This window comes from Nitrospira lenta, from assembly GCF_900403705.1.
Lineage (GTDB): Bacteria > Nitrospirota > Nitrospiria > Nitrospirales > Nitrospiraceae > Nitrospira_D > Nitrospira_D lenta.
This window is the reverse complement of the sequence record NZ_OUNR01000001.1, coordinates 687,726-707,078: the sequence shown is the minus strand read 5'-3', so window position 1 is coordinate 707,078 and position 19,353 is coordinate 687,726. Positions and strand designations below refer to the sequence as shown.

Genomic DNA, 19,353 nt, shown 5'->3' with positions numbered 1-19,353 from the left:
AGCGGTGGTATGAGTATCTCTGACCGATCAATGCTCAAAACCCTAGCGCTTCGAGAGAAGACGCGAGACGAGTATCTGCTGCAGCGGGACCCTATTGCGGACGATCGGCTTCGTTGGCGCGCCCAGTCTTTCCGGCATCTGGTGCATCTCTTGCCCGGGCAAACCATTCTTGAAGTCGGGTGCGGACAGGGGCTCTTCACACGGCAGCTCGTACAGGTGACTCACGGGAGGAACCCCATTACCGCCGTGACCTTCGATGGCCCGGCCCGCCAGCCGAGCCAAATCCAAGATGCCGTCGAGTTTGTCGCCGCCGGTTCGGATTCGGACATTCTGAGCGGGCGGCAATTTGATTTCGTTGTCGCGATTGACCTGCTCGACAAGCACAACTGCGCGATGTTGCTCCAACAGGTGCTGGAACGTTTGAAGCCTGGCGGGCAGGTCGTGTTCTATGAAAGTAATCCCTGGAACGTGGTCCTCAAGCTTCGCCGGCTGCTGGCGCGGATCTTCGGGAAGGCCGACCCCCGGTCCCTTCTGAGCCGGGAACAATTGTATGAGTTGATGTCGGAAGTGGGCTTTGTCCGAGTCTTTGCCGTCTACAACGATTTCGTCTTCGCGCCGCTCTCCCGGCGGTTGATAGGGTTGTTTCGCAATCTCTCGATCGTCCTAGAGAATGCGCCGGGGATTCGGACGTTGGCGGGATCTATTCTGGTCCATGCTCAAAAGCCGCCGCGCGTGGTGGCGCGACCGGCGGTGTCGCTGGCCGAACATGAGGGACTCAAGCATGCGATCTCGGTTGTCGTGCCGTGCTACAACGAACAGATGAATGTCGGGCCCTTGGTGGAGGGCTTGCGCCGGCTCTATGACGATTATCTGCACGAGATTATTTTGGTCGACGACAACAGCACCGACGAGACTGCGGCGGTCATCAGGAATATGGCGGCAACCGACAGCCGGATTCGGCTGGTCTCGCGCACCGGGCCTAACGGAGTCGGCCGCGCCTTATCCGACGGCTATCGGGCGGTGACAGGACGCTATGTCCTCACTATGGATTGCGATTTTCAACATCTGTTGCCGGAGATCGCGGATCTGTTCGACGAGGCCGTGAAAGGGTATGACGTGGTGGTCGGAAGCCGCTTCTCCCGGCATAGTGTCTTGCTGAACTATCCGTTCGGAAAAATCGTTGCGAATCGCGGCTTCCATCTGATCGCGCAGATTCTCTTGCTCCGCCGCTTCCGGGACCTTACCAATAATCTGAAGCTGCTTCGCCGGGAAGTCGTGGAGCAGCTGTGCCTTGTGGAGCCGTGGTTCGCGGTGAATGCGGAGACGGGGTTGCAACCGCTGTTGATGGGCTATCAGGTGAAGGAAGTTCCGATTTCCTGGATCAATCGCACGCCGGATATGGGCATGTCCTCGTTCAAGCTGGCCCAGGTGGGATGGGGATATTGGCGGGTCCTGGGCCGTCTGTGGCTGCGCAGCGTGTGTGGCGCGGGGGCCTATCGCGGGCTTGCGGTTCGGACGGGAGCGCGAAAGACCTGGCGGAGCACCGATGCCGAACAGCTCCGTGCGTTAGGTAAACGCGAGTGAGGTGGAGAGTCCATGGTGTGGCCTAACGTCAGCGGAGGGGCGAAACGAGTGGAGCCGTCTACCGAACGCAACATTCCGACCAGAGTGGTCAATGATCCCGTTCTCCAGCCGAGAGACCGGTTGATCTACTGGCTGTTGACGGTGGCGGGAATGGCGGCCATCGCGGTGTTTCTCTTTTTCTGGTTCCGACTCCAGGCGTGGGGAGAATATCCCTTCATCATGGCGGTCTGCTCCGGACTCCTCGCGGTACTGCTGCTCAACAATCTCGGGCGATGGCTGATCCTGCTCAGCATGAAGCGGCCAAGAACGGTGGTGCCGAGACCGGGCTGGAAGGTTGCGGTCGTCACCACGTATGTGCCTGGGATTGAGCCGTTGGAGTTGCTGGAGCAGACCCTGACGGCCTTGGTGAACCTCGATTACCCTCACGACACGTGGGTCCTCGATGAGGGAGATGACGAGGGGGTCAAGCAAGTCTGTGCCGCACGAGGCGTCCATCATTTCAGCCGCAAGTCGTTTCCTCGCTATCAGGCCGACGCCGGCCTGTTTCGAAAGGCTTCCAAGCACGGAAACTATAATGCCTGGCTCCAGGAGATCGGCTTCGACCGCTACGAGATCCTGACGGCCTTTGATCCCGATCATGTGCCGGATCGGTCGTACCTCACCAACGTGCTTGGGTTTTTAGACGATGCACGAGTCGGCTATGTACAGGCCCCGCAGGTCTATGGCAATCAAGGGGAGAGTTTCATTGCCAGGGGCGCAGCCGAAGAAACCTATGAGTTCTACTCGCTGGTACAAATGGCTTGTCATGGGAAAGGGGTCCCGCTCATCATCGGCTGTCATAACACGCATCGTCTCAGCGCCTTGCGCGAGTGCGGCGGGTTCGCGGCGCACGATGCCGATGATCTGCTGCTGACGTTGTTGTATCAGAGTCGCGGGTGGGAAGGTGTGTATGCGCCTCAGGCTCTGGCGCAAGGGTTGGCTCCCGACAATTGGCCGGCGTATCTCAATCAGCAACGGCGGTGGACCCGTTCGGTCCTCGACGTGAAGTTGCGGATCGGGCCAGCGGTGGCCCGGAACCTCTCGCCGACTTCCGCGTTGTTGAACGCCTTGCACGGACTAAACTATGTGCATCGGAGCATTATGCTGCCGATTGCCATGATGCTGGTGGCGTTTATGCTGGTCTCCGGGAAAAGTCCCGCGATGGCAACCACCGAAGCGCTGATCAGCGGCGGGTTAGTGGTGCTTATGTTGCGGGTCTGGGAACGATATCGACAGCGGTTCTATTTGAAGAAGGAATCGGAGCAGGGGATTCATTGGCGCGCCGGCCTCCTGCGCTTCGCGAAATGGCCATATCAATTAGCGGCCGTTGCCGATGTATTGGTCAACCGCCAGTTTCCCTTTATTACGACTCCCAAAATGAAGTCGTCTCCTCGTGCATCTTTTGTACTGTGGCCGCACGTCATCACTCTAGGAGTGCTGAGTGCCGCATGGGGACTTGGGCTGGTCTTGCATGGCACTCTTCCGTTCGTAACCCAGTTGTGCGCGATGGGGATTGTGATCCTTACGGTGGGCCTGATGGGGACAGAGTGGAGTGGGGTCGTGAGACGCCGCGCCGATCGGTAACGGTTCTTTCCAGGGGCCGCCCCATCTGGTTGGCCCGGTGCTGCAGGTATCGCCTTCGCGCCCATCATAACTTCTCGTATCGCGTTCCACGGCGCCGAAAATAGCCGGACCCTCTGGGGCAACATGAACGCGGTTGTGCTTGATCGTATTGATGCAGTCAAAATTCCTCATGCCCGTCGCACTGTTTTTGTAGGGGGAGATGAGGGAAGAGGTATTGGCTACCCGGCACCTGGTTTCTATACTGACCCAGGGCCTCATGCGGTTCTTCGATTCCGGTGTGACCGGTGGCGTGGCCAGGTCGGCTGATTGGACCGAGAGAGGGCTGCCGGTATCAGCACATTGAGCGGAACCAGTTGAGGCGCAAGAGCGTTCTGCGTACGTGATGATTGAAAGGGTGGAATGAGTTTACTGACAACGACAGTGGGGCGTCGTCTGATGGACGGGACTGCCAGGATATTTCTGGCGGAGATGCTGTTCCCGCTCACGGCTCTGATCACGACGGGTTACTTGACGCGGCAGCTTGGGCCCCAGGGTTATGGGTTACTGGCCCTGACACTGACCACGATCATTTGGATCGAAAGCGCGATCAGTTCGTTCTTTACAAAAGCGACGATTAAGTTTGTCGGGGAAACGGATAATTGGAAACCGGTCGGTGCCATGGTGATTCGGCTCAGCCTGAAGATGGGTGTCGCGGCGATGGTCTTGGTATGGATGGTAGCCGGACCGCTCAGCGCACTGCTTAAAGAGCCGGATCTAGCGTTCTATCTCCGGCTGTGTGCCCTCGATATTCCTCTCCTATGTGTCGGACAATCCTATCGCAATGTGCTGATCGGCATGGGCAATTATCGGGCTGGAGCGGTCGCCAGAGCCGGCCGCTGGCTGTTCAGGATGGGGCTCGTGGTGGGGCTTGTGCAGGCGGGGTTCTCCATTACGGGCGCATTGTTGGGGGTGATCGGTTCGTCGCTGGCAGAGCTGCTGCTTAGCCGCTGGTACCTCGGAGAAGGAATGTTCGTCAAGCCGGCTCCGGTGTCTTTCCCGATGCAGCGGTACGGCGCGCTGTTGTTCCTGTCCTCGATCTGCCTCATTGTTTTCAACGGAATGGATCTGTTTTTGCTCAAGATCCTCGGAGGAACGGCCACGCAGGCCGGTATCTATAGCGCCGCTCAAAGCCTCTCCCTCTTGCCCGGACTGTTTTCCTGGACATTTTCATCGCTGCTGCTCGCTACGTTGAGCCGTCAGCTGGCGGACCGCCAGCTGGATCAGGCGAGAGAGCTTGCGCGTGATGGGATGCGGGTCACGATGTTTCTCATTCCGGTCGCGGCGATCATTGCGGGTGCGGCGCCGGAGATCGTCCAAATCGTGTTCGGCGCCGCGTTTCTTCCCGCCGGGCCGCTGTTGGCGTTGCTGATTGTCGGAGCGGTCTCAAATGTGATGTTGATGGTGTCGATCACCATTATGACCGCCGCGGGATTGCCCGCACGAACGGTCATGTTTACAGCTCCGTTGGTGCTATTGGGGTTGGTGGGACATCTTGTTCTGATCCCCCGGCTGGGGCAGCAGGGCGCTGCGCTGGTGACTGTCGCGGTCTCCTCTCTCGGGGCGCTTGCGGCGGGAGCGGGTGTCTATGCCTTGTGGACGGTGTGGCCACCGGTCGGAACGGTGATCCGCAGTCTGGCGGTCGGACTCGTTGTCGGGACCGTCTCGTTGTGGTGGCCGACTCCCGGTGTTCTCGTATTTGCCAAGCTGGTGCTGCTCGGGATTATCAGCGTGGTCGGCTATTGGTGGATCGGGGAATTCCGTCATAGGGAAATTGCCGCTGTGAGGTCGTTCCTCGGTCGGAAGGCACAGCCCGCCCAGGTTGGATAGGGCGAACGGGAGAGAGGCAATTCTCTTGATGACGAGCGCGCGCGCTGATGGCTGGCAAAAAGATTCTTATTGCCTCGCTGGTTGACCCGGCTTCGCACCCAGGTGGGGCGGGAGCCTCTCCCCGTGGCCTCGTGGCAGCGCCCCGGCATCCGCCGCCATGTCATGGCCGCGCATGGCGTCGGTCGGTTTGTCCGACGCACCGTTGGGTTGAGAGTCTGGAGCGGCCGTTACGCAGAGGGCCGAAGTATTCGAAGGAGACGAGTGCATGGTAGGACAGACAGCGGCCGCGGCGACGGCGAAAATTTCCGTCATCGTTACGTCCGACTATGCAGCGGGAGAAGAAAAGTCGTGGGAGGACCTTCGGCGCGCATTGCGGGCATGGGCGGAGCAGGAAGGAGCGCCGGCTGAGGAATTCATTCTCGTCGAGTCGTCGCGATTCGGGGGGCGGATTCCGGGCGACGTAGTGGGGATGGTCGCCAACCTGAAGGTGCTGCATGTCGATGCCGAGTCTTCGTATGAATTGAAGAACCGGGCCGTGGAGGCAGCCGCCGGCGACTGGGTGGCCATCGTCGATGCCGACTGCATTCCCCATCGGTCGTGGCTGCGGGTGCTCCGCGCAGCCATTGCCGGGCACCCCGAGGCTGCGGCTGTCAGCGCTAGGACCTTGTACCCGGGCCGGTCACGCCTGGAGCGGATACTGGGCTTGTTGTCGCGGTCGTATCTCGATCCTGGTCGTAGCGGTCCTAGCCGGTTCATCTCCGGCAACGCGGCGGCATTCAGGCGCGATGTCTATCGGCGCCATCCCCTGCCGGTCGGGATGGGAGCGTTTGCGTCTCGGATACAGTCGGAGGCCTTTCTCCGTGAAGGGGCGACCCTGTGGTTCGACCAGGCCCTCGTGGTCGTGCACGATTTTGAAGGGTGGGCGATGGAACAGGACATACGGAGGAATCACGGATACAGCACCGTCATCACACGGCTGCACGATGACCGGCTGCCGTATGCGGGCCTGATTCGCATGGGCGTCATTGTGATCCCCCTGATCGCGGCCGGGAAGACCCTCGACAGTGTCCGCGATTGTTTTCGGTGCTTTCGCCACTACAACGTGAGGATATACGAGTTGCCGCTGGCGTTGGCGATGGCGGTTGTCACGCACGTGCTCGAAATGCCTGGCATGTGGCGGGCGTTTCGACGAAAACCGATCCAGGCCACTCAGTATCGTTGAGTGCAATAAGGCAGGTCTCTCCATGAGAATCGCGATCGATTTTACCTCGTTCATCCCTCAGATGACCGGGGTCGATACGTATCTGAAACAGCTGGTGTGGAACCTCGCGAAGGTCGATCGAATCAATCAGTACAGGATCTACCATAACTACGAGGACCGGCGATTGTTTGCGGAGGGGCTTCCGCCCAACGTATCGCACTGCCCTCTGAGTGCGCGGCCACGATCGACTCGCCTGATCGCGCAACAAATGTTGCTGCCCGTGGCGGTGTCCAGTTGGGGCGCAGACGTGGTGCATTCTCCGTCGTTCATCATCCCCTATCTTCGGGGAGCGGCCCGACATGTGGTGACGGTCCATGACATGACGTCGTTTTCGCATCCGCATTGTCATATCGCCTTGCGTCGAAGCTGGTTGTATCAGCGTGCGGTGTTGGCCAGTATCATGAGAGCGGACGTGGTGGTGGTTCCCTCGCAGGCCACACGGCGCGCAGTCTTGGAATTTCTTCCTGATCTTCAGCCGGATCGCATTCATGTGACGGTGCTGGGGATCGGAGAAGAGTTTCGACGTTGTGATCCGGCTTCTGTCCGGGAAGTCGTCACACGATTGACGCTTCCAGAACCGTATATCCTCTATGTCGGTACGGTGGAACCGCGCAAGAATCTTCCGGCATTGGTCGAGGCGTATCGGAGGCTTGTTCAGGCGGGAGTGATAACGGAACATCTGGTGCTGGCCGGCAAGTTGGGCTGGGGGTATGAGTCCCTGTTGAAGCAAATCCAAGTGCCGGCGTTGCGCGGGAGAGTGCACCTCGCCGGCTATGTGAACCAGCAGGATCTTCCCGCTTTGTATGCGGGTGCCAGACTCTTTGTTTATCCGTCCTTCCACGAAGGGTTCGGGTTTCCTCCGCTGGAAGCCATGGCGTGCGGGGTGCCGGTGGTCAGCACCAAGTCTTCCTCGTTGGCTGAGAATCTCGCGTGCGCGGCTGAACTCGTTGCCCCGGACGATCTCGCGGGGCTGGCCGATGCGATGCAACGCCTGCTGACAGACGATGCGCTGCGAGCCAAACGGCAAGAGCATGGCTTAGAACAGGCCCGCCAATACCGGTGGGAGCACACCGCGAGGGAGACGATGAAAAGCTATCACATGGCTATGGACATGGCGCGAGGATGAGGCCACGAATGCGTGCGGCGACTGAAGGGGATCATGCCGCCGAGGCTCCCCTGTCCGTTGTCATTGCGACCACCAAGGCGTGGCCCGAGATCAAGCCGTGCCTCGATTCGCTTCACGAGCAGGCTCAGGCGGTCGGTGCGGAAGTGTTGGTGGCCGATGGGCATGGACAAGGGTTGCCGCCTGATGTGGCTGAGCGCTATCCGGAAGTGAGGTGGATCGCGCGGCCAGGCGGATCGGTATTTTTCCTGCGCGAACTGGCGATGACCCAGGCCATCGGCGCCGTGGTGGCGGTGACCGAGGACCATTGCACGGTAGCCCCCGAGTGGTGTGAACGCATGCTGATGGCGCATCGACATCACCCCGAAGCCGCGGCGATCGGCGGAGTTGTCGAAAACGGGGCGACCGACCGGCTCATCGACTGGGCCAATTTTCTGATTGTGTTCGGACCGTTTACCGCGCCGATTGAGACGGGCAGACAACCGGCCATTTCTTTGCAAGCCAACGTCTCGTACAAGCGGCGGGTTGTTCCACGGACGATGTCTCAACTCGGCATGATGGAATTCTTATTCAATCGCCAATTGCACGAACAGGGAGAGACCCTGATTGCGGACGATCGGCTGATCGTCTCGCATAACCAGAGCTGGGGATTCTGGGGAACGTTTGCGGCGCATTTTCACAATGGCCGGTCGATTGCTGGATTTCGCCTCCAGCACATGTCCTGGGTCGAGCGTCTGGTGCGGCTCGGAGGCTGCGCCATTTTGCCGGTGTATCTCTTGTGGGTCACTCAAGGCCCGGTGCTGAGAAAAAGGCGACTGCTGAAACCCGCGCTGGCAAGTTTGCCCCTGACGGCGCTGGTAGTGACCTGCCATGCCGTCGGCGAGTTCATCGGCTATATCTTCGGTCCAGGCAACAGCCCGCAACAGCTGGCGTAGAGAAGTCATGCCGTTTGTGCGAGCCCCTCTGAGAATTGGCGGCATCAATGGACGTAGCCAATTGAAAAGCAGTCAGGATCAGCCCAATTGAGCGGAACGCGGGGTTTGACCGTTTTCTTGGTGTCGCCAGGAATCAATGGTAAAAATTTGAGTGAAACAACGGGAAGAGCTCAGCAGGGTGGTTCAATAAGCTCCTGCGATGTCGGTCAGAGTGATCTCCAGGATGCCTGTCAGCAACTGAAAACGGGCCTGGCGCATCGGAAACCTCTGGGCCGCAGTCGGTCCTATAGTGGTCAATGCCAATGTATTTGAAACCGGCGGCGAAGCCCTGTCATCAGAATGTGTCGACCCCGGTCCCATGGACTCCATTACGTGTGGACGGCAGCCGGGCCGGGCATCTGTTGTTCAGAGTGTTGCCTCTGCTGTTTGCTGGGCTGGTCGCGGATGGCACCGGCGAGATGGTGGGCAGGTTTGTGGGGGCGGGAATGCCATGAACGGGTTGTCCGACATGGAGGTGTGTGTGATCGTACCGATCGGTTGGGTTGTAACCTGCCTGTACTAGAAGGACCGCCTGCATGCGTTTCTGCATGGTGACCACATTCTATCCGCCCTATCATTTTGGCGGGGATGCGACGTTTGTGCAGGGACTCGCTCGTGCCTTGGTCACTGAAGGGCATCATGTCGAAGTCGTGCACTGCGAAGATGCCTATCGCGTGCGAGGTAGAGAGCGACCGGCTGCGCAGACCGAGCAGGACGGGGTGGTGGTGCAGCGTCTGCGCAACCCCTTCGGCATGCTGTCGCCGCTGATTACCCAACAAACCGGTCAGCCGGGAGTCAAGGCGACACAACTACGAGCGGTGCTCGACCGCGAGTTCGATGTGGTCAATTTCCACAACATCTCGTTGATCGGGGGCCCGGGTGTTCTTCACCTGAGTCGCGCGCCGGTGACGCTGTATACCCTGCACGAACACTGGCTGCTCTGTCCGACACATATTTTTTGGAAGAATCAAGTGCAGGCTTGCGATCGCCGGGAGTGTTTTACGTGCTGCCTCCGGTCAGGCGTGCCACCTCAATTGTGGCGGTATACGAATTTGATTCAGCGTAGCTTGGCGAAGGTGGACACCCTCTTAGCCCCAAGCGAGTACACCTCGCGGCAGCATCGCGCCGCGGGGGTGACGGCGCCGATCGAGGTCTTACCGACGTTCTCGAGTCTTGAACCGGGCTCTTCAGAACGGCCTGCGGACGAAGGAAAGCCGCGCTTTGTGTTTGTCGGCCGCATCACGGCCTCCAAGGGCATCGGCGTCCTTCTGGAAGAGTTTGCGCGATTGCCGAACTTTGATCTTGATGTCATCGGCGACGGAGACTTGCGGCACAGGCTCCAAGCGCAGTATGCGAGGCATCGCCATATTCGTTTCTTGGGATCGGTGCCTCAGCGGGAGTTGATTGATGCTTATCAAAAGGCCACGGCCCTGATCCTTCCGTCGCTGGCGCCGGAAGTGTTCCCGTTGACCGTGCTGGAAGCGCTGGCCTGCGGGACGCCGGCAGTGGTGCATGACGCCGGCGGGAGCCGGGAAGCGGTTGAGAAGACCGGCGGGGGATTTGTGTATCGATCCGGAGAGGAACTCCGGCAGATTCTCTCGGCGCTCACGCAGGACGCGCGCTTACGAGAGACGCTGGCGCAGCGGGCGCGTAGCGGGTACGAGCGATTCTATACGCGAGCGCAATACCTGGCTCGCTATCTTCGCGTGATCGATACCATTGGAAAATCGAAGGGGCTGGCGGTTGGGGCCTGAAGGGAGCGCAATCCGTATGGATGAGAGGACTAAGGCGAAGTGTGTGGCGCGGGGACCGGCGGGATATCCACTGGTGGGAAATCTGCCGGAGTTTTTGTGCGACAAGCTTGGCTTTCTCTCGCGCTGCGTCGCCACGTATGGGGATGTGATCAAGTTGAAGATCGGGGAGCCGACCTTCCTGTTGAATCATCCGGACGACATCAAGCATGTGTTGGTGCTCAATCCGGACAACTATGGCAAATCGCCGCGCATGACCAGCGCGAGAGGACGGAAGTTGTCCGGGGCAGGCCTGCTCACCAGTGTAGGGCCCGAACATTTGAGGCAGCGGAGGATGATGCAGCCGGTGTTTTACCGGAAGACCGTGGAGTCCTTCTCCCGCATCATCACCGAGGGGGTCGAGGAGATGTTGGCCCGGTGGGCCGACGGGATGGAACTGGACCTTGAAGGCGAGATGATGGGGCTTGTCCAGCGGAATATCGTGAAGACCTTGTTGGGCGTGGACGCCGACCATGATCTGCCGGCGTTGCTCGATGCGGTTACGATCCGGCGGCAGTACATGGAACATGTGTTCTTTTCTCCCCTCCCTGAATGGGTGCCCAGCCGGATTGGCTGGCGCTACCGCCGGGCCATGCACCGTATTGATGCCATCGTGATGGGAGCGATTCAGGCGCGGCGTGCGCGTCCCGCGGACACGAAGGACCTGCTCTCGCTGCTGCTGTGCGCGAAATATGACGACGGGACAGCCATGACAGACCACCAGGTCCGCGATGAAGTCGTGACGCTCTTGGTGACAGGCTATGAAACGATCGGGGAGGCGTTGACCTGGACCTCGTATCTCTTGTCCCAACACCCGGCGATCGCAGCCAAATGTTTTGCGGAGGTGGATGCCGCGATCGGTGGTCGTCCTCCCGGCGTGGAGGATCTCCCTAAGCTGCCGTATCTGGGGATGGTCCTTGCCGAATCGATGCGGTTGTACCCGCCCACGTGGATTTTTATCCGGATCGCACAGGAGGAGGACACCTTGCCGAGCGGCGCGGTCATTCCCGCGGGGTCGAAAATCTACTTGTGCCAGTATGTCATGCAACGCCATCCCCGCTATTTCCCGGATCCTGAGCGATTCGACCCGGAACGATTTACGGACACCGCAAAAAAAGAACGTCCCCAGTTTGCCTATTTCCCATTCGGCGGCGGTTCCCGCGTCTGTATCGGGGAGCATTTTGCCAAGATGGAGGCCACGCTGATTCTCGCGTCCCTCGCGCAGCGATTCAGATTGTCGCTCGTGCCGGGGCAGACCATCGTGCCTGAGCCGACGATGACCTTGCACCCGAGGAACGGGATCAGGATGCGCGTCGAACAACGGTAATGGCTCCGCTCAGCGCCGGAGGCATTTTGGGAACGGAGTGCTCCTCCATAGTGGTGTTTCGAGGATTGCCGTAGCGCCTGTATTCAAAGGCTTCCAAGGAGTCATGTCCATGGGTGAATGTATTCCGGTGATCTTGTGTATCGACGTCGAGCCTGATCTCCGTCGTCCGGATCCCACGAAGGCCGAGCCCTGGTGGGGCTTCGAACGACTCTATCCGTACCTGCGCGATCTCCGCCTACGGATGGCGGATGCGTCAGGAGAGGTGGCTCGGCTGAACTGGTTCTGGCGCGTGGATCCCCAGGTTGAGAAGATGTATGGGGCTGCGGAGTGGGCGTTGAGACGATACGAAGCGGAGGTCGCGGAGATGGTCGCGGCAGGCGACGAGCATGGAGTGCATCCTCATGCCTGGCGATGGGATGAGGCGCTTCACCGATGGGTGCCTGATTACGGGAACCCATCGTGGGTGGAGCATTGCATAGTGACGTCCTTTACGACGTTCCGGTCTGTATTCGGGAAGGAGTGCGAATCAGTACGGCTGGGAGATCGCTATTTCGACGATCAAGTGAGGGCCACCCTGGATCGGCTAGGGTGCCGGTTCGATATGACGATTGAGCCGGGGGAGAAGCCGATGAGGGCGCTGGCCGCCAGTGAAGGGTATACAGGATTGGTCCCGGATTATCAGTCGGTGGAGATGGGACCTTACCGGCCGCGTGTGGGGTGTTTTCGAGAGAGGGCTGCGGATCGGTCGGAGGGGACGTGGATTATTCCCCTCGCGTCGGGTGTGATGTCTGAGCAGGGACTGAGATGGCGACGGTACTTGAGGAGGCGGTGGAGTTCAATGGGGGCAATTCCGGCGGGATATGGAACGCTGCGCCTGTGGGAGCCGCCTGAGCTTGTGCAGCCGGCGATCGAAGAGACATTGCAGCGGCTGGCGCGGCCGTACCTCGCGTTCGCGATTCGTTCAGATGTGTTGCTGAACCCGTGGTGGGGCGCAAACTGTCGCAGGAATCTGAAGTGGTTGCTGCAGCAAGCCCGATCGAGACGGCTCGTGTTCTGTACTCCGCGCGAGTCGCTGCAAGCGCTCGGATTGCCGGCATAAGGTGATCGCGACGGTCATTGACGGGGGGGACCCTCCTCGAGCACGAGGCCCGAGTCGGAGATGAACATGAAATCTAGTGCCCCTCTAGTAACGGTGATCATTCCGACTCGGAATAGGCCACAGTTGGTCATCCAGGCAGTCCGTAGCGCCCTGCGTCAAACGCTAGAGACCATTGAGGTTGTCGTTATTGTCGATGGTCCCGATGACGCGACCGTCGCGGCGCTCGGCGAAGTAGAGGACTCCAGATTACTAGTCAAGGTCCTATCTCGTCATCTAGGACCTGCAGGAGCTCGCAACGCGGGAGTCGACGCCGCCCAAGGACGATGGATTGCCTTTCTCGATCACGATGACGAATGGTTTCCGAGCAAGCTCGACCTCCAGTTGTGCCTCGCCCAGCAGTCGGCATTGCAGCACCCCATCATCTCGTGCAGCTTCATCAAACGGAGTGCAACGGCCGATGTCCTGTTGCCCCACAGATTGCCGGCGCCCGGCGAGCTCATGAGCGACTATCTTTTTCGCCGCACGGGTTTCTTCGGCGGCGGAGAGCTGATACAAACCTCGACGATCTTTACGTCCAGAACGCTGTTGCAGCAATGTCCGTTTCGTCAAGAGACCGGGAGGCATGATGACCTTGACTGGCTCCTGCGGGCCAGCCTGCGTCACGATACCACCGTCCAGTTTGTTGCGACTGGTGAGCCACTTGCTATTTGGCACAGGCCAGAGCATCTGGAAACAATTAGCAGCCGGAAGGACTGGTGGTTTTCGTTTTCGTGGATACAGCAGAACCGTCATCTCGTGACCTCACGAGCCTACGCCTCATTCCTGTTGACCTGGGTCAGCGCCAACGCGATTGAGCAAGGGGATCGATCGGCGTTCTGGCCGATACTGAAGGAGGCGTTTCGCCATGGGACTCCTGGAATCCTCGATGGAATTGTATTCGCAGGGATTTGGTTGATTCCTCAAGCGTGGCGACGGCGGACAGTCAGCTGCTTGACCGCTGCGCGGAACTGAATTGATGCCGCATTTGCTGAAAGGGCGAGGGCCACATGAGCCTGAAGGGGGGGGCGTGACGTTTCATCACCTACTGCAGTTGGTCGTTCCCGCTGACGCCAAGGCGGCGTCTCGTCTCAAGGCCGTGATCAAGGGGCTTTGGTTTTTGGCCTGCGCCAACGCCCTCGTCTTGTTTTTCGTTCAGGGGGGGTATGACATTGAAGTCGGTCCTGTTCATCTGCACGCCTCTTCCCTGAGGAACTGGTTGGCCCTCTGCTTGGCGCTCTCGTTAAGCAAGGCCTGGCTGGAAGAGAGGCTAGGCGCCAGATCGGTGTATGAAGGATTGCAGTCTCCCTGGCTGCTCTTCATCGGGACGTTGACGGTGTATTACGCCAATGGACATACCTTCGAAACAGGCGATACGTTGCCTGCGCGTGTTCTTCCGGTCAGTCTCCTCATCGATCACGACTTTTATCTCGATAGGTGGGCCTCAACTATCGAGGCCTATGATGACCCGTATTTTGCACGGTCCCTCAATGGTCATCTGGTATCAACCTATCCTCCGTGGGGAGCCGTCCTTTCACTTCCGGCGTATGTTATTCCCGTTCTCAAAGTGGGAGCGAGGCTTTCTGCTGAAATGCTCTTCGACTTGGAAAAGCGGGCCAGTATGCTCACGGTCGCGTTGTCGGTGTTTGCCCTATTTGCCGGGTTGCGACGCGTCGCAAGGCCGCGCGTGGCGTGGTGTATTGCCGTCGTCTATGCTTTTGGCACAAGCAGCTTGAGCCTCATCAGTCAAGCCGCGTGGCAACATGGCCCAAGCCAGCTCTTTCTCTCGCTCACTCTGTACTGCCTGGTAAGGAGCAGGGAAACTCCCATCTACGTTGCATGGGCCGGGCTGGCGCTTGGGTGGGCAGTGATCTGTCGCCCAGTGAACCTTCTCATGGCGCTTCCAATTGCACTGTATGTTCTTCACAAACATCGCGGTCAATGCATTGGGTTCTTGCTTGCCGGTGTTCCTCCCCTGCTGTTGTTTCTGTGGTACAACGACGCGTACTTTGGTTCGCCTGTCCAGACAGGATTCGGAGCGACTGTTGTCACTCCGGCTTCCCTCGTGGGGCGCCATCTTTCATGGTTCAGTACACCCTTCTTCGAAGGGCTTGTGGGCGTGCTGTTTTCTCCTGCGCGTGGACTGTTTATCTACTCTCCGATCTTTCTCTGTTCGCTGGCCGGCATGGTCGTGGCGTGGAGAGAGCCTGGACAGGTATTTCTAAGATATCTCAGCGTGGCGCCGCTGTTGTTGGTTATTCCGGTAGCGACGCTCGGAAGCTGGTGGGGAGGACATGGGTATGGTCCGAGGCTTTTGGCGGATAGCGCCCCGGTCCTCTGCTACTTGATGGTACCCATCTTCGACCGAATTGGACAGCGGGCCTGGATGAAGTATATGGTCGTAGGGCTGGCTGGATTTTCAATCGGGATGCATGCCATAGGGTTTGCCTATTCCGGTGATTGGGGCTCAAAGGTACTCGACTTCGATACGCATCCCGAACGTGTCTGGTGCTGGCGGGAAAGCCCTCCGGTCTTGTTCGGCACACAACTTCTGGAGCAGGTGTGGCAGACGGTTGCCATGCGGTTCTGACGTGTTGCAAGTGCGGCTGAGAGCTGTAACCGAGCCACTTGCTCGGCCATGACAACGCAGGAAGGCGACGAAGTCGAAGACCGCTAGTATCTAGCGTTGCTGCTTGATGGTCTGCAGGCGCTCGACCATCCGGTCCCACACAAATCCGTGTAGCCGCAGATTGGCCGCACGCTCGACCTTGTTGAACTGCACTCCGATCCGTCGCTCATCGACCCACCGCACTTCCGCTTCTTCAATCGGGAGTGACTCCTTCTGATCCGGCAGAATCAATCTGAGCAATAGATTGGGCGTATGGGGCGGAATCGTCTCGCATTCGATCGTGCAGCCGAGTACGGAAAGATTGGTGAGCGTGCCTTCGCCGATCGCCGTGCTGCCTGCAAACATCACCGGATAGGAGATAGGCAGCGGGAGCCGGTAATGCTCGCGTTTGTAGGGCTTGGGCTGTTCCATCATAGGTTGCAGTATAGCGTGGCGTGAGGCGGGAAAAGTATTCCTCCTTGGAGGGGCTGCGGATGTCGGCGTGAGAAAATCCGTGCGGGTAGTGGCTGGTGCGGGCGGCCGGGCTTTGCTGGTTCTGAAAATCAAACCGGCGTCTTGCGGCAAGAATGGCTCCCATCTTTTTAGGGGCAGGGTCTGTATCCCCTCATAATGTGGGTTGTGGTCCTGTGCGGCTCTCCGTAGGATGAAAGCACGGAGCGCGACCTGTGTGCGGTGTCGTCAGGGAGGTAGGTTGTGGACACGATGATGCGCGATGAGCCGTCAGGGCGTCGGGTGGCATGAAGATTCTCCTGATCAATGATTATGGATCGCCGATCGGCGGGGCAGAGGTACTGACGTTTGCGCTGCGAGACGAGTTGCGGCGACTGGGACACGACGTGCGGCTGTTTGCCAGCTCTGCCGGCGCATCGTCGGCTTCACCGGAAGCCGATTACCTCTGCTACGGTACGCTTTCCAGGTTCAGGACGCTGTTGCAGACGCTGAATCCGTGGGCCTTTGTCCGTTTGCGTCGGGTGATACGAGAATTTCAGCCGGACGTCGTGCATGTCCGAATGTTTCTCACGCAACTCTCTCCGCTGATCCTTCCGCTCATCCGCCGGATTCCCGCCCTCTATCATGTGGTGTGGTATCGGCCTATCTGCCTGACAGGCACGAAGCTCTTGCCGACGGGGGCGCCTTGTCAGAGCCCGGCCGGACATGTCTGTTACCGGAATGCCTGTGTGCCGTTGCGAGACTGGATCCCGCTGCAATTTCAAATGTGGCTCTGGAGGAAGTGGCGACATGCCTTTAGACGAATCGTTGCAAATAGTCGCGCGGTGCAAGAAAGCTTGGTCGCCGACGGGATCGAGCCGGTTGAGGTGATTCACAATGGGGTGATGGTTGAATCTCTCACGCGAGTGTTATCCGCTACGCCCGTTGCCGTGTTTGCTGGCCGGTTGGTTTCCGAGAAGGGCGTCGATGTGTTGCTCCATGCGTTTGCTCGCGTCGTACGGGATCTTCCTGAAGCACAGCTCCTCCTCGCCGGCGAGGGGCCTGAACGCGCCAAGCTTGCAGCGTTGGCTGAACAATTGAACATATCCAAGCAGGTGACGTTTCTCGGTCATCTTTCCAAGGGGGACATGGAGCGCGCGTTTTCCCAAGCCTGGGTGCAGGTGGTGCCCTCTCGATGGGCCGAGCCGTTCGGGTTGGTGGCGGTCGAAGCCATGATGCGGGCAACCGCCGTCATCGCGAGCAGAATGGGCGGGCTAGAAGAAATTTTGCATGACGGGGAAACAGGGTATCTGGTTCCGCCGAACGATCCCCATCAGCTAGCGAAGAGACTGGAAACGTTGTTGCGCGATCGATCGAAGGCGGACGCGATGGGACGGTCGGGGCGGCAGGTTGCTGAAGCGCGGTTTAGCTTGGCTCGTCAATGTGAGCAGTTCGTGTCCCTGTATCAGCAGATGGTGTCCGATAGGCCGGTCGTCCTTTCTGCCAAGGCAGGAACGCCGATGCAGGCAGCAAGGAGATAAGTGGATATGAGCGCATCGCGGATAGAGAAGCCTGTCGTCTCCGTGATTGTGGAGGGCTATAACGAATCACGCGATCTCGGGAAAGCGGTGAATACGATTGAGGCGCTGCAACGGCAGGATTTTCCCACGGATCAGGTTGAGATTATTCTGATGGGCAGCGCCGACCAGGTTAAAGAGTGGCGGGCGATCTATGGGCAGCATACGCCGTTTTGGGGCGTTCAAGCGGTTGAAGCCGAAGGGCTCTCATACCTGCATCTGAAGAATCGAGGGGCTGAGTTTGCGTCCGCCGAGATTCTGGCCTTTACCGACTCCGACGTCTACCCGCATCGCACATGGTTATCGTCGCTGGTGGAGGGCATCCGCGGGGGCGGCGATGTATCGATCGGACTCAGCCTGTTCAAGCGTGCTACTGATTGGGAATGGAATCGGGCGACCAGGCTGGCGGCCGCTTCGATCACCTGGGGGTGGGTGGTCGGCAATGCCGTCGATCCTCAGCGCAATCTGCCGATGCCGGTCGGCTTTATGGACCACAATTTCGGCCTCCGTGCCGAGACCTTCCGCCGGCACCGGTACAATACGAAATTTGGCCGGCTGTGCGGCGCACCCCTGCTCACGCAGTCGTTCCTGGATGGCGGGGAGAGGCTGGTGCTCCAGCCGCATCAACGGGTCACGCACTATTTTTCGTGGTTCTATTGGTTGAAGGGCCTGCATTTTCGGTATGGCTATGAAGTGTTCATGTTACGGCGCTTGAACAAGCACTATCCGAATCAATGGATTGCGCACATGACCATCTTTGAACCCGTGATGACGATGATCTGGCATATCCTGTTGGACATTCCGCGCTGGTTTAGAGTCAGCCGGTTGCTGGAGGTTCATCCTGTTCGGCGAGTGGTGCTACTGCCATTGGTCGTAGGTATGTCCTGTCTGGCGCGCACGATGGAGATGGCGGGGATGTATTGCACGATGGTGTCTCCCGAAGCCATGAGGCGTTGGGCAGAGTCGGTCTGACAAGGCATAGACGGTGAGCGGGCCGCGTAAAGTGAAGAGAGACCGAGATGACCATTCTTGTTACTGGGGCGACAGGATTCATCGGCCGTCATTTGGTCAAGCGGCTGATTACGGCGGGAGAGCACGTGAAGGCTTTTGTGCGGCCGTCGGCGAATGCTGTATGGCTCGATGCTCTCGGTGTCGAGATCGTGCGGGGCGACATCGGCGACGCCGATGCCGTGGCGCGAGCAGCGGACACGTGCAAGGTCATGTTTCATTTGGCAGCGACAACTGAGTCTTCCGGTCTCTTGTCGCGGCACGATGTGCAGGTGGCCAATATTCAAGGGGCCGAGAACGTCACGCGTGCGGCCCTGCAGGCGGGCATTGAACGACTGGTCTTCTGCAGCAGCGTCGCCGTGTATGGCCGCATCGCCAAAAATCGGTTGATCGATGAGAGCACAGAGACCGATCCGGATTCCCCCTACGGCGAGTCGAAGGTGTTAGGTGAACAGATTGTTTTGTCTGCTCGGCGGAGTCACGGCTTGCCGGTCGTCGTGGCCCGTATCTCGACTGTATGGGGCCCGGGAACGACCAGCTGGTTGGGCCTGTTTCGAAGTATTGCAGCAGGGCAGTTCCGCCTGATCGGCGAAGGGAGGAACTATCATCATATTGCCGACGTTTCCGATGTCGTTGAAGGACTGCTTCTTTGCGGCTCCGTGAAGGGAGTGGAGGGACGGACGTACCTGCTTGCCGGAAACGAGCCGGTGCAACTGAGAAGACTGGTTGAGATGATCGGGGAGGAAGTGGGAACGACCCGTTTCCCGGCAAACCTTCCGGCCGCTCCGTTGCATGTGTACAGGGCGCTCGACAGGATGGCCGTTGCCGTGATCGGACGCCAACTGCCTCGGGCCGACCGTCTGGCTCTGTTCCTCGGCGACCGCAGGTTTGACAGCGGGCGAGCGCGGCAAGAACTGGGATATGTTCCTGAGATCGCCACGAAAGATACGATTCATCGCATGGTTGAGTGGTTTCTGGCGGAGGGACATCTTTCTCGGCTTGGCTGAGGGTCATGCCGTAGGCAGGA

The 19,353-nt window shown here is 59.1% G+C and carries 16 protein-coding genes; 15 read left to right on the top strand and 1 reads right to left on the bottom strand.

The window, feature by feature from the left end; all coding sequences use genetic code 11:
* Nucleotides 1–9: 9 nt before the first annotated feature.
* From NITLEN_RS03380 to NITLEN_RS03330, 12 genes are all read left to right on the top strand, one after another.
* Entirely contained in the window at nucleotides 10–1,584 is a 1,575-nt protein-coding gene (locus NITLEN_RS03380) for a glycosyltransferase (RefSeq protein WP_219999374.1), read from the top strand.
* Nucleotides 1,585–1,596: 12 nt separating this feature from the next.
* On the top strand, nucleotides 1,597–3,207 hold the full coding sequence (locus tag NITLEN_RS03375; protein ID WP_121988153.1) for a glycosyltransferase family 2 protein: 1,611 nt from the start codon (nucleotides 1,597–1,599) through the stop codon (nucleotides 3,205–3,207).
* Between the two features lie 399 nt (nucleotides 3,208–3,606).
* The gene (locus NITLEN_RS03370; protein WP_121988152.1) at nucleotides 3,607–5,073 is read left to right on the top strand and encodes a lipopolysaccharide biosynthesis protein; all 1,467 of its coding nucleotides are present in this window, start codon (nucleotides 3,607–3,609) and stop codon (nucleotides 5,071–5,073) included.
* A gap of 265 nt (nucleotides 5,074–5,338) precedes the next feature.
* Nucleotides 5,339–6,295 (top strand): glycosyltransferase family 2 protein, encoded by a 957-nt coding sequence (locus tag NITLEN_RS03365; protein WP_121988151.1) that lies wholly within the window; start codon nucleotides 5,339–5,341, stop codon nucleotides 6,293–6,295.
* A gap of 22 nt (nucleotides 6,296–6,317) precedes the next feature.
* Nucleotides 6,318–7,460, top strand: a complete 1,143-nt coding sequence (locus tag NITLEN_RS03360) for a glycosyltransferase family 4 protein (protein ID WP_121988150.1) — start codon at nucleotides 6,318–6,320, stop codon at nucleotides 7,458–7,460.
* A gap of 8 nt (nucleotides 7,461–7,468) precedes the next feature.
* Nucleotides 7,469–8,392, top strand: a complete 924-nt coding sequence (locus NITLEN_RS03355; RefSeq protein WP_181416608.1) for a glycosyltransferase family A protein — start codon at nucleotides 7,469–7,471, stop codon at nucleotides 8,390–8,392.
* A gap of 296 nt (nucleotides 8,393–8,688) precedes the next feature.
* Nucleotides 8,689–8,886 carry a hypothetical protein gene (locus NITLEN_RS17820; protein ID WP_181416607.1) on the top strand — a complete coding sequence of 66 codons (198 nt, stop codon included), beginning with the start codon at nucleotides 8,689–8,691 and terminating at the stop codon, nucleotides 8,884–8,886.
* 81 nt (nucleotides 8,887–8,967) lie between these two features.
* Nucleotides 8,968–10,185: a glycosyltransferase gene (locus NITLEN_RS03350; RefSeq protein WP_121988148.1), complete on the top strand. Its 1,218-nt coding sequence runs from the start codon at nucleotides 8,968–8,970 to the stop codon at nucleotides 10,183–10,185.
* 16 nt (nucleotides 10,186–10,201) lie between these two features.
* Nucleotides 10,202–11,548, top strand: coding sequence for a cytochrome P450 (locus NITLEN_RS03345; protein ID WP_121988147.1), 1,347 nt, complete (start codon nucleotides 10,202–10,204; stop codon nucleotides 11,546–11,548).
* 109 nt (nucleotides 11,549–11,657) lie between these two features.
* Nucleotides 11,658–12,647 (top strand): hypothetical protein, encoded by a 990-nt coding sequence (locus tag NITLEN_RS03340; protein ID WP_121988146.1) that lies wholly within the window; start codon nucleotides 11,658–11,660, stop codon nucleotides 12,645–12,647.
* Nucleotides 12,648–12,713: 66 nt separating this feature from the next.
* The gene (locus NITLEN_RS03335; RefSeq protein ID WP_121988551.1) at nucleotides 12,714–13,658 is read left to right on the top strand and encodes a glycosyltransferase family 2 protein; all 945 of its coding nucleotides are present in this window, start codon (nucleotides 12,714–12,716) and stop codon (nucleotides 13,656–13,658) included.
* 4 nt (nucleotides 13,659–13,662) lie between these two features.
* Nucleotides 13,663–15,273, top strand: coding sequence for a glycosyltransferase family 39 protein (locus NITLEN_RS03330; protein WP_121988145.1), 1,611 nt, complete (start codon nucleotides 13,663–13,665; stop codon nucleotides 15,271–15,273).
* Between the two features lie 90 nt (nucleotides 15,274–15,363).
* Here the strand turns inward: NITLEN_RS03330 and NITLEN_RS03325 are convergent, their stop codons facing one another.
* The gene (locus NITLEN_RS03325; protein WP_121988144.1) at nucleotides 15,364–15,726 is read right to left on the bottom strand and encodes a PilZ domain-containing protein; all 363 of its coding nucleotides are present in this window, start codon (nucleotides 15,724–15,726) and stop codon (nucleotides 15,364–15,366) included.
* Nucleotides 15,727–16,049: 323 nt separating this feature from the next.
* On the opposite strand from NITLEN_RS03325, the gene NITLEN_RS03320 reads away from it, so the two are divergent.
* From NITLEN_RS03320 to NITLEN_RS03310, 3 genes are read left to right on the top strand one after another with little or no spacing between them, the layout of a single operon-like run.
* A complete protein-coding gene (locus NITLEN_RS03320; protein WP_121988143.1) occupies nucleotides 16,050–17,282 on the top strand; it encodes a glycosyltransferase family 4 protein in 1,233 nt (410 codons plus the stop codon).
* A gap of 6 nt (nucleotides 17,283–17,288) precedes the next feature.
* Nucleotides 17,289–18,290 (top strand): glycosyltransferase family 2 protein, encoded by a 1,002-nt coding sequence (locus NITLEN_RS03315; protein WP_121988142.1) that lies wholly within the window; start codon nucleotides 17,289–17,291, stop codon nucleotides 18,288–18,290.
* A gap of 47 nt (nucleotides 18,291–18,337) precedes the next feature.
* The gene (locus NITLEN_RS03310) at nucleotides 18,338–19,333 is read left to right on the top strand and encodes an NAD-dependent epimerase/dehydratase family protein (RefSeq protein ID WP_121988141.1); all 996 of its coding nucleotides are present in this window, start codon (nucleotides 18,338–18,340) and stop codon (nucleotides 19,331–19,333) included.
* The last annotated feature ends 20 nt before the right edge of the window (nucleotides 19,334–19,353 follow it).

Excerpts from the sequence above, each read along its gene's own strand:
- NITLEN_RS03315 (WP_121988142.1), top strand. The coding sequence starts at position 17,289 with ATGAGCGCATCGCGGATAGAGAAGCCTGTCGTCTCCGTGATTGTGGAG.
- NITLEN_RS03345 (WP_121988147.1), top strand. The coding sequence starts at position 10,202 with ATGGATGAGAGGACTAAGGCGAAGTGTGTGGCGCGGGGACCGGCGGGA.
- NITLEN_RS17820 (WP_181416607.1), top strand. The coding sequence starts at position 8,689 with ATGCCAATGTATTTGAAACCGGCGGCGAAGCCCTGTCATCAGAATGTG.
- NITLEN_RS03335 (WP_121988551.1), top strand. The coding sequence starts at position 12,714 with ATGAAATCTAGTGCCCCTCTAGTAACGGTGATCATTCCGACTCGGAAT.
- NITLEN_RS03360 (WP_121988150.1), top strand. The coding sequence starts at position 6,318 with ATGAGAATCGCGATCGATTTTACCTCGTTCATCCCTCAGATGACCGGG.
- NITLEN_RS03350 (WP_121988148.1), top strand. The coding sequence starts at position 8,968 with ATGCGTTTCTGCATGGTGACCACATTCTATCCGCCCTATCATTTTGGC.
- NITLEN_RS03370 (WP_121988152.1), top strand. The coding sequence starts at position 3,607 with ATGAGTTTACTGACAACGACAGTGGGGCGTCGTCTGATGGACGGGACT.
- NITLEN_RS03330 (WP_121988145.1), top strand. The coding sequence starts at position 13,663 with ATGCCGCATTTGCTGAAAGGGCGAGGGCCACATGAGCCTGAAGGGGGG.
- NITLEN_RS03320 (WP_121988143.1), top strand. The coding sequence starts at position 16,050 with ATGAAGATTCTCCTGATCAATGATTATGGATCGCCGATCGGCGGGGCA.
- NITLEN_RS03340 (WP_121988146.1), top strand. The coding sequence starts at position 11,658 with ATGGGTGAATGTATTCCGGTGATCTTGTGTATCGACGTCGAGCCTGAT.
- NITLEN_RS03355 (WP_181416608.1), top strand. The coding sequence starts at position 7,469 with ATGCGTGCGGCGACTGAAGGGGATCATGCCGCCGAGGCTCCCCTGTCC.
- NITLEN_RS03325 (WP_121988144.1), bottom strand. The coding sequence starts at position 15,726 with ATGATGGAACAGCCCAAGCCCTACAAACGCGAGCATTACCGGCTCCCG.
- NITLEN_RS03310 (WP_121988141.1), top strand. The coding sequence starts at position 18,338 with ATGACCATTCTTGTTACTGGGGCGACAGGATTCATCGGCCGTCATTTG.
- NITLEN_RS03380 (WP_219999374.1), top strand. The coding sequence starts at position 10 with ATGAGTATCTCTGACCGATCAATGCTCAAAACCCTAGCGCTTCGAGAG.
- NITLEN_RS03375 (WP_121988153.1), top strand. The coding sequence starts at position 1,597 with ATGGTGTGGCCTAACGTCAGCGGAGGGGCGAAACGAGTGGAGCCGTCT.
- NITLEN_RS03365 (WP_121988151.1), top strand. The coding sequence starts at position 5,339 with ATGGTAGGACAGACAGCGGCCGCGGCGACGGCGAAAATTTCCGTCATC.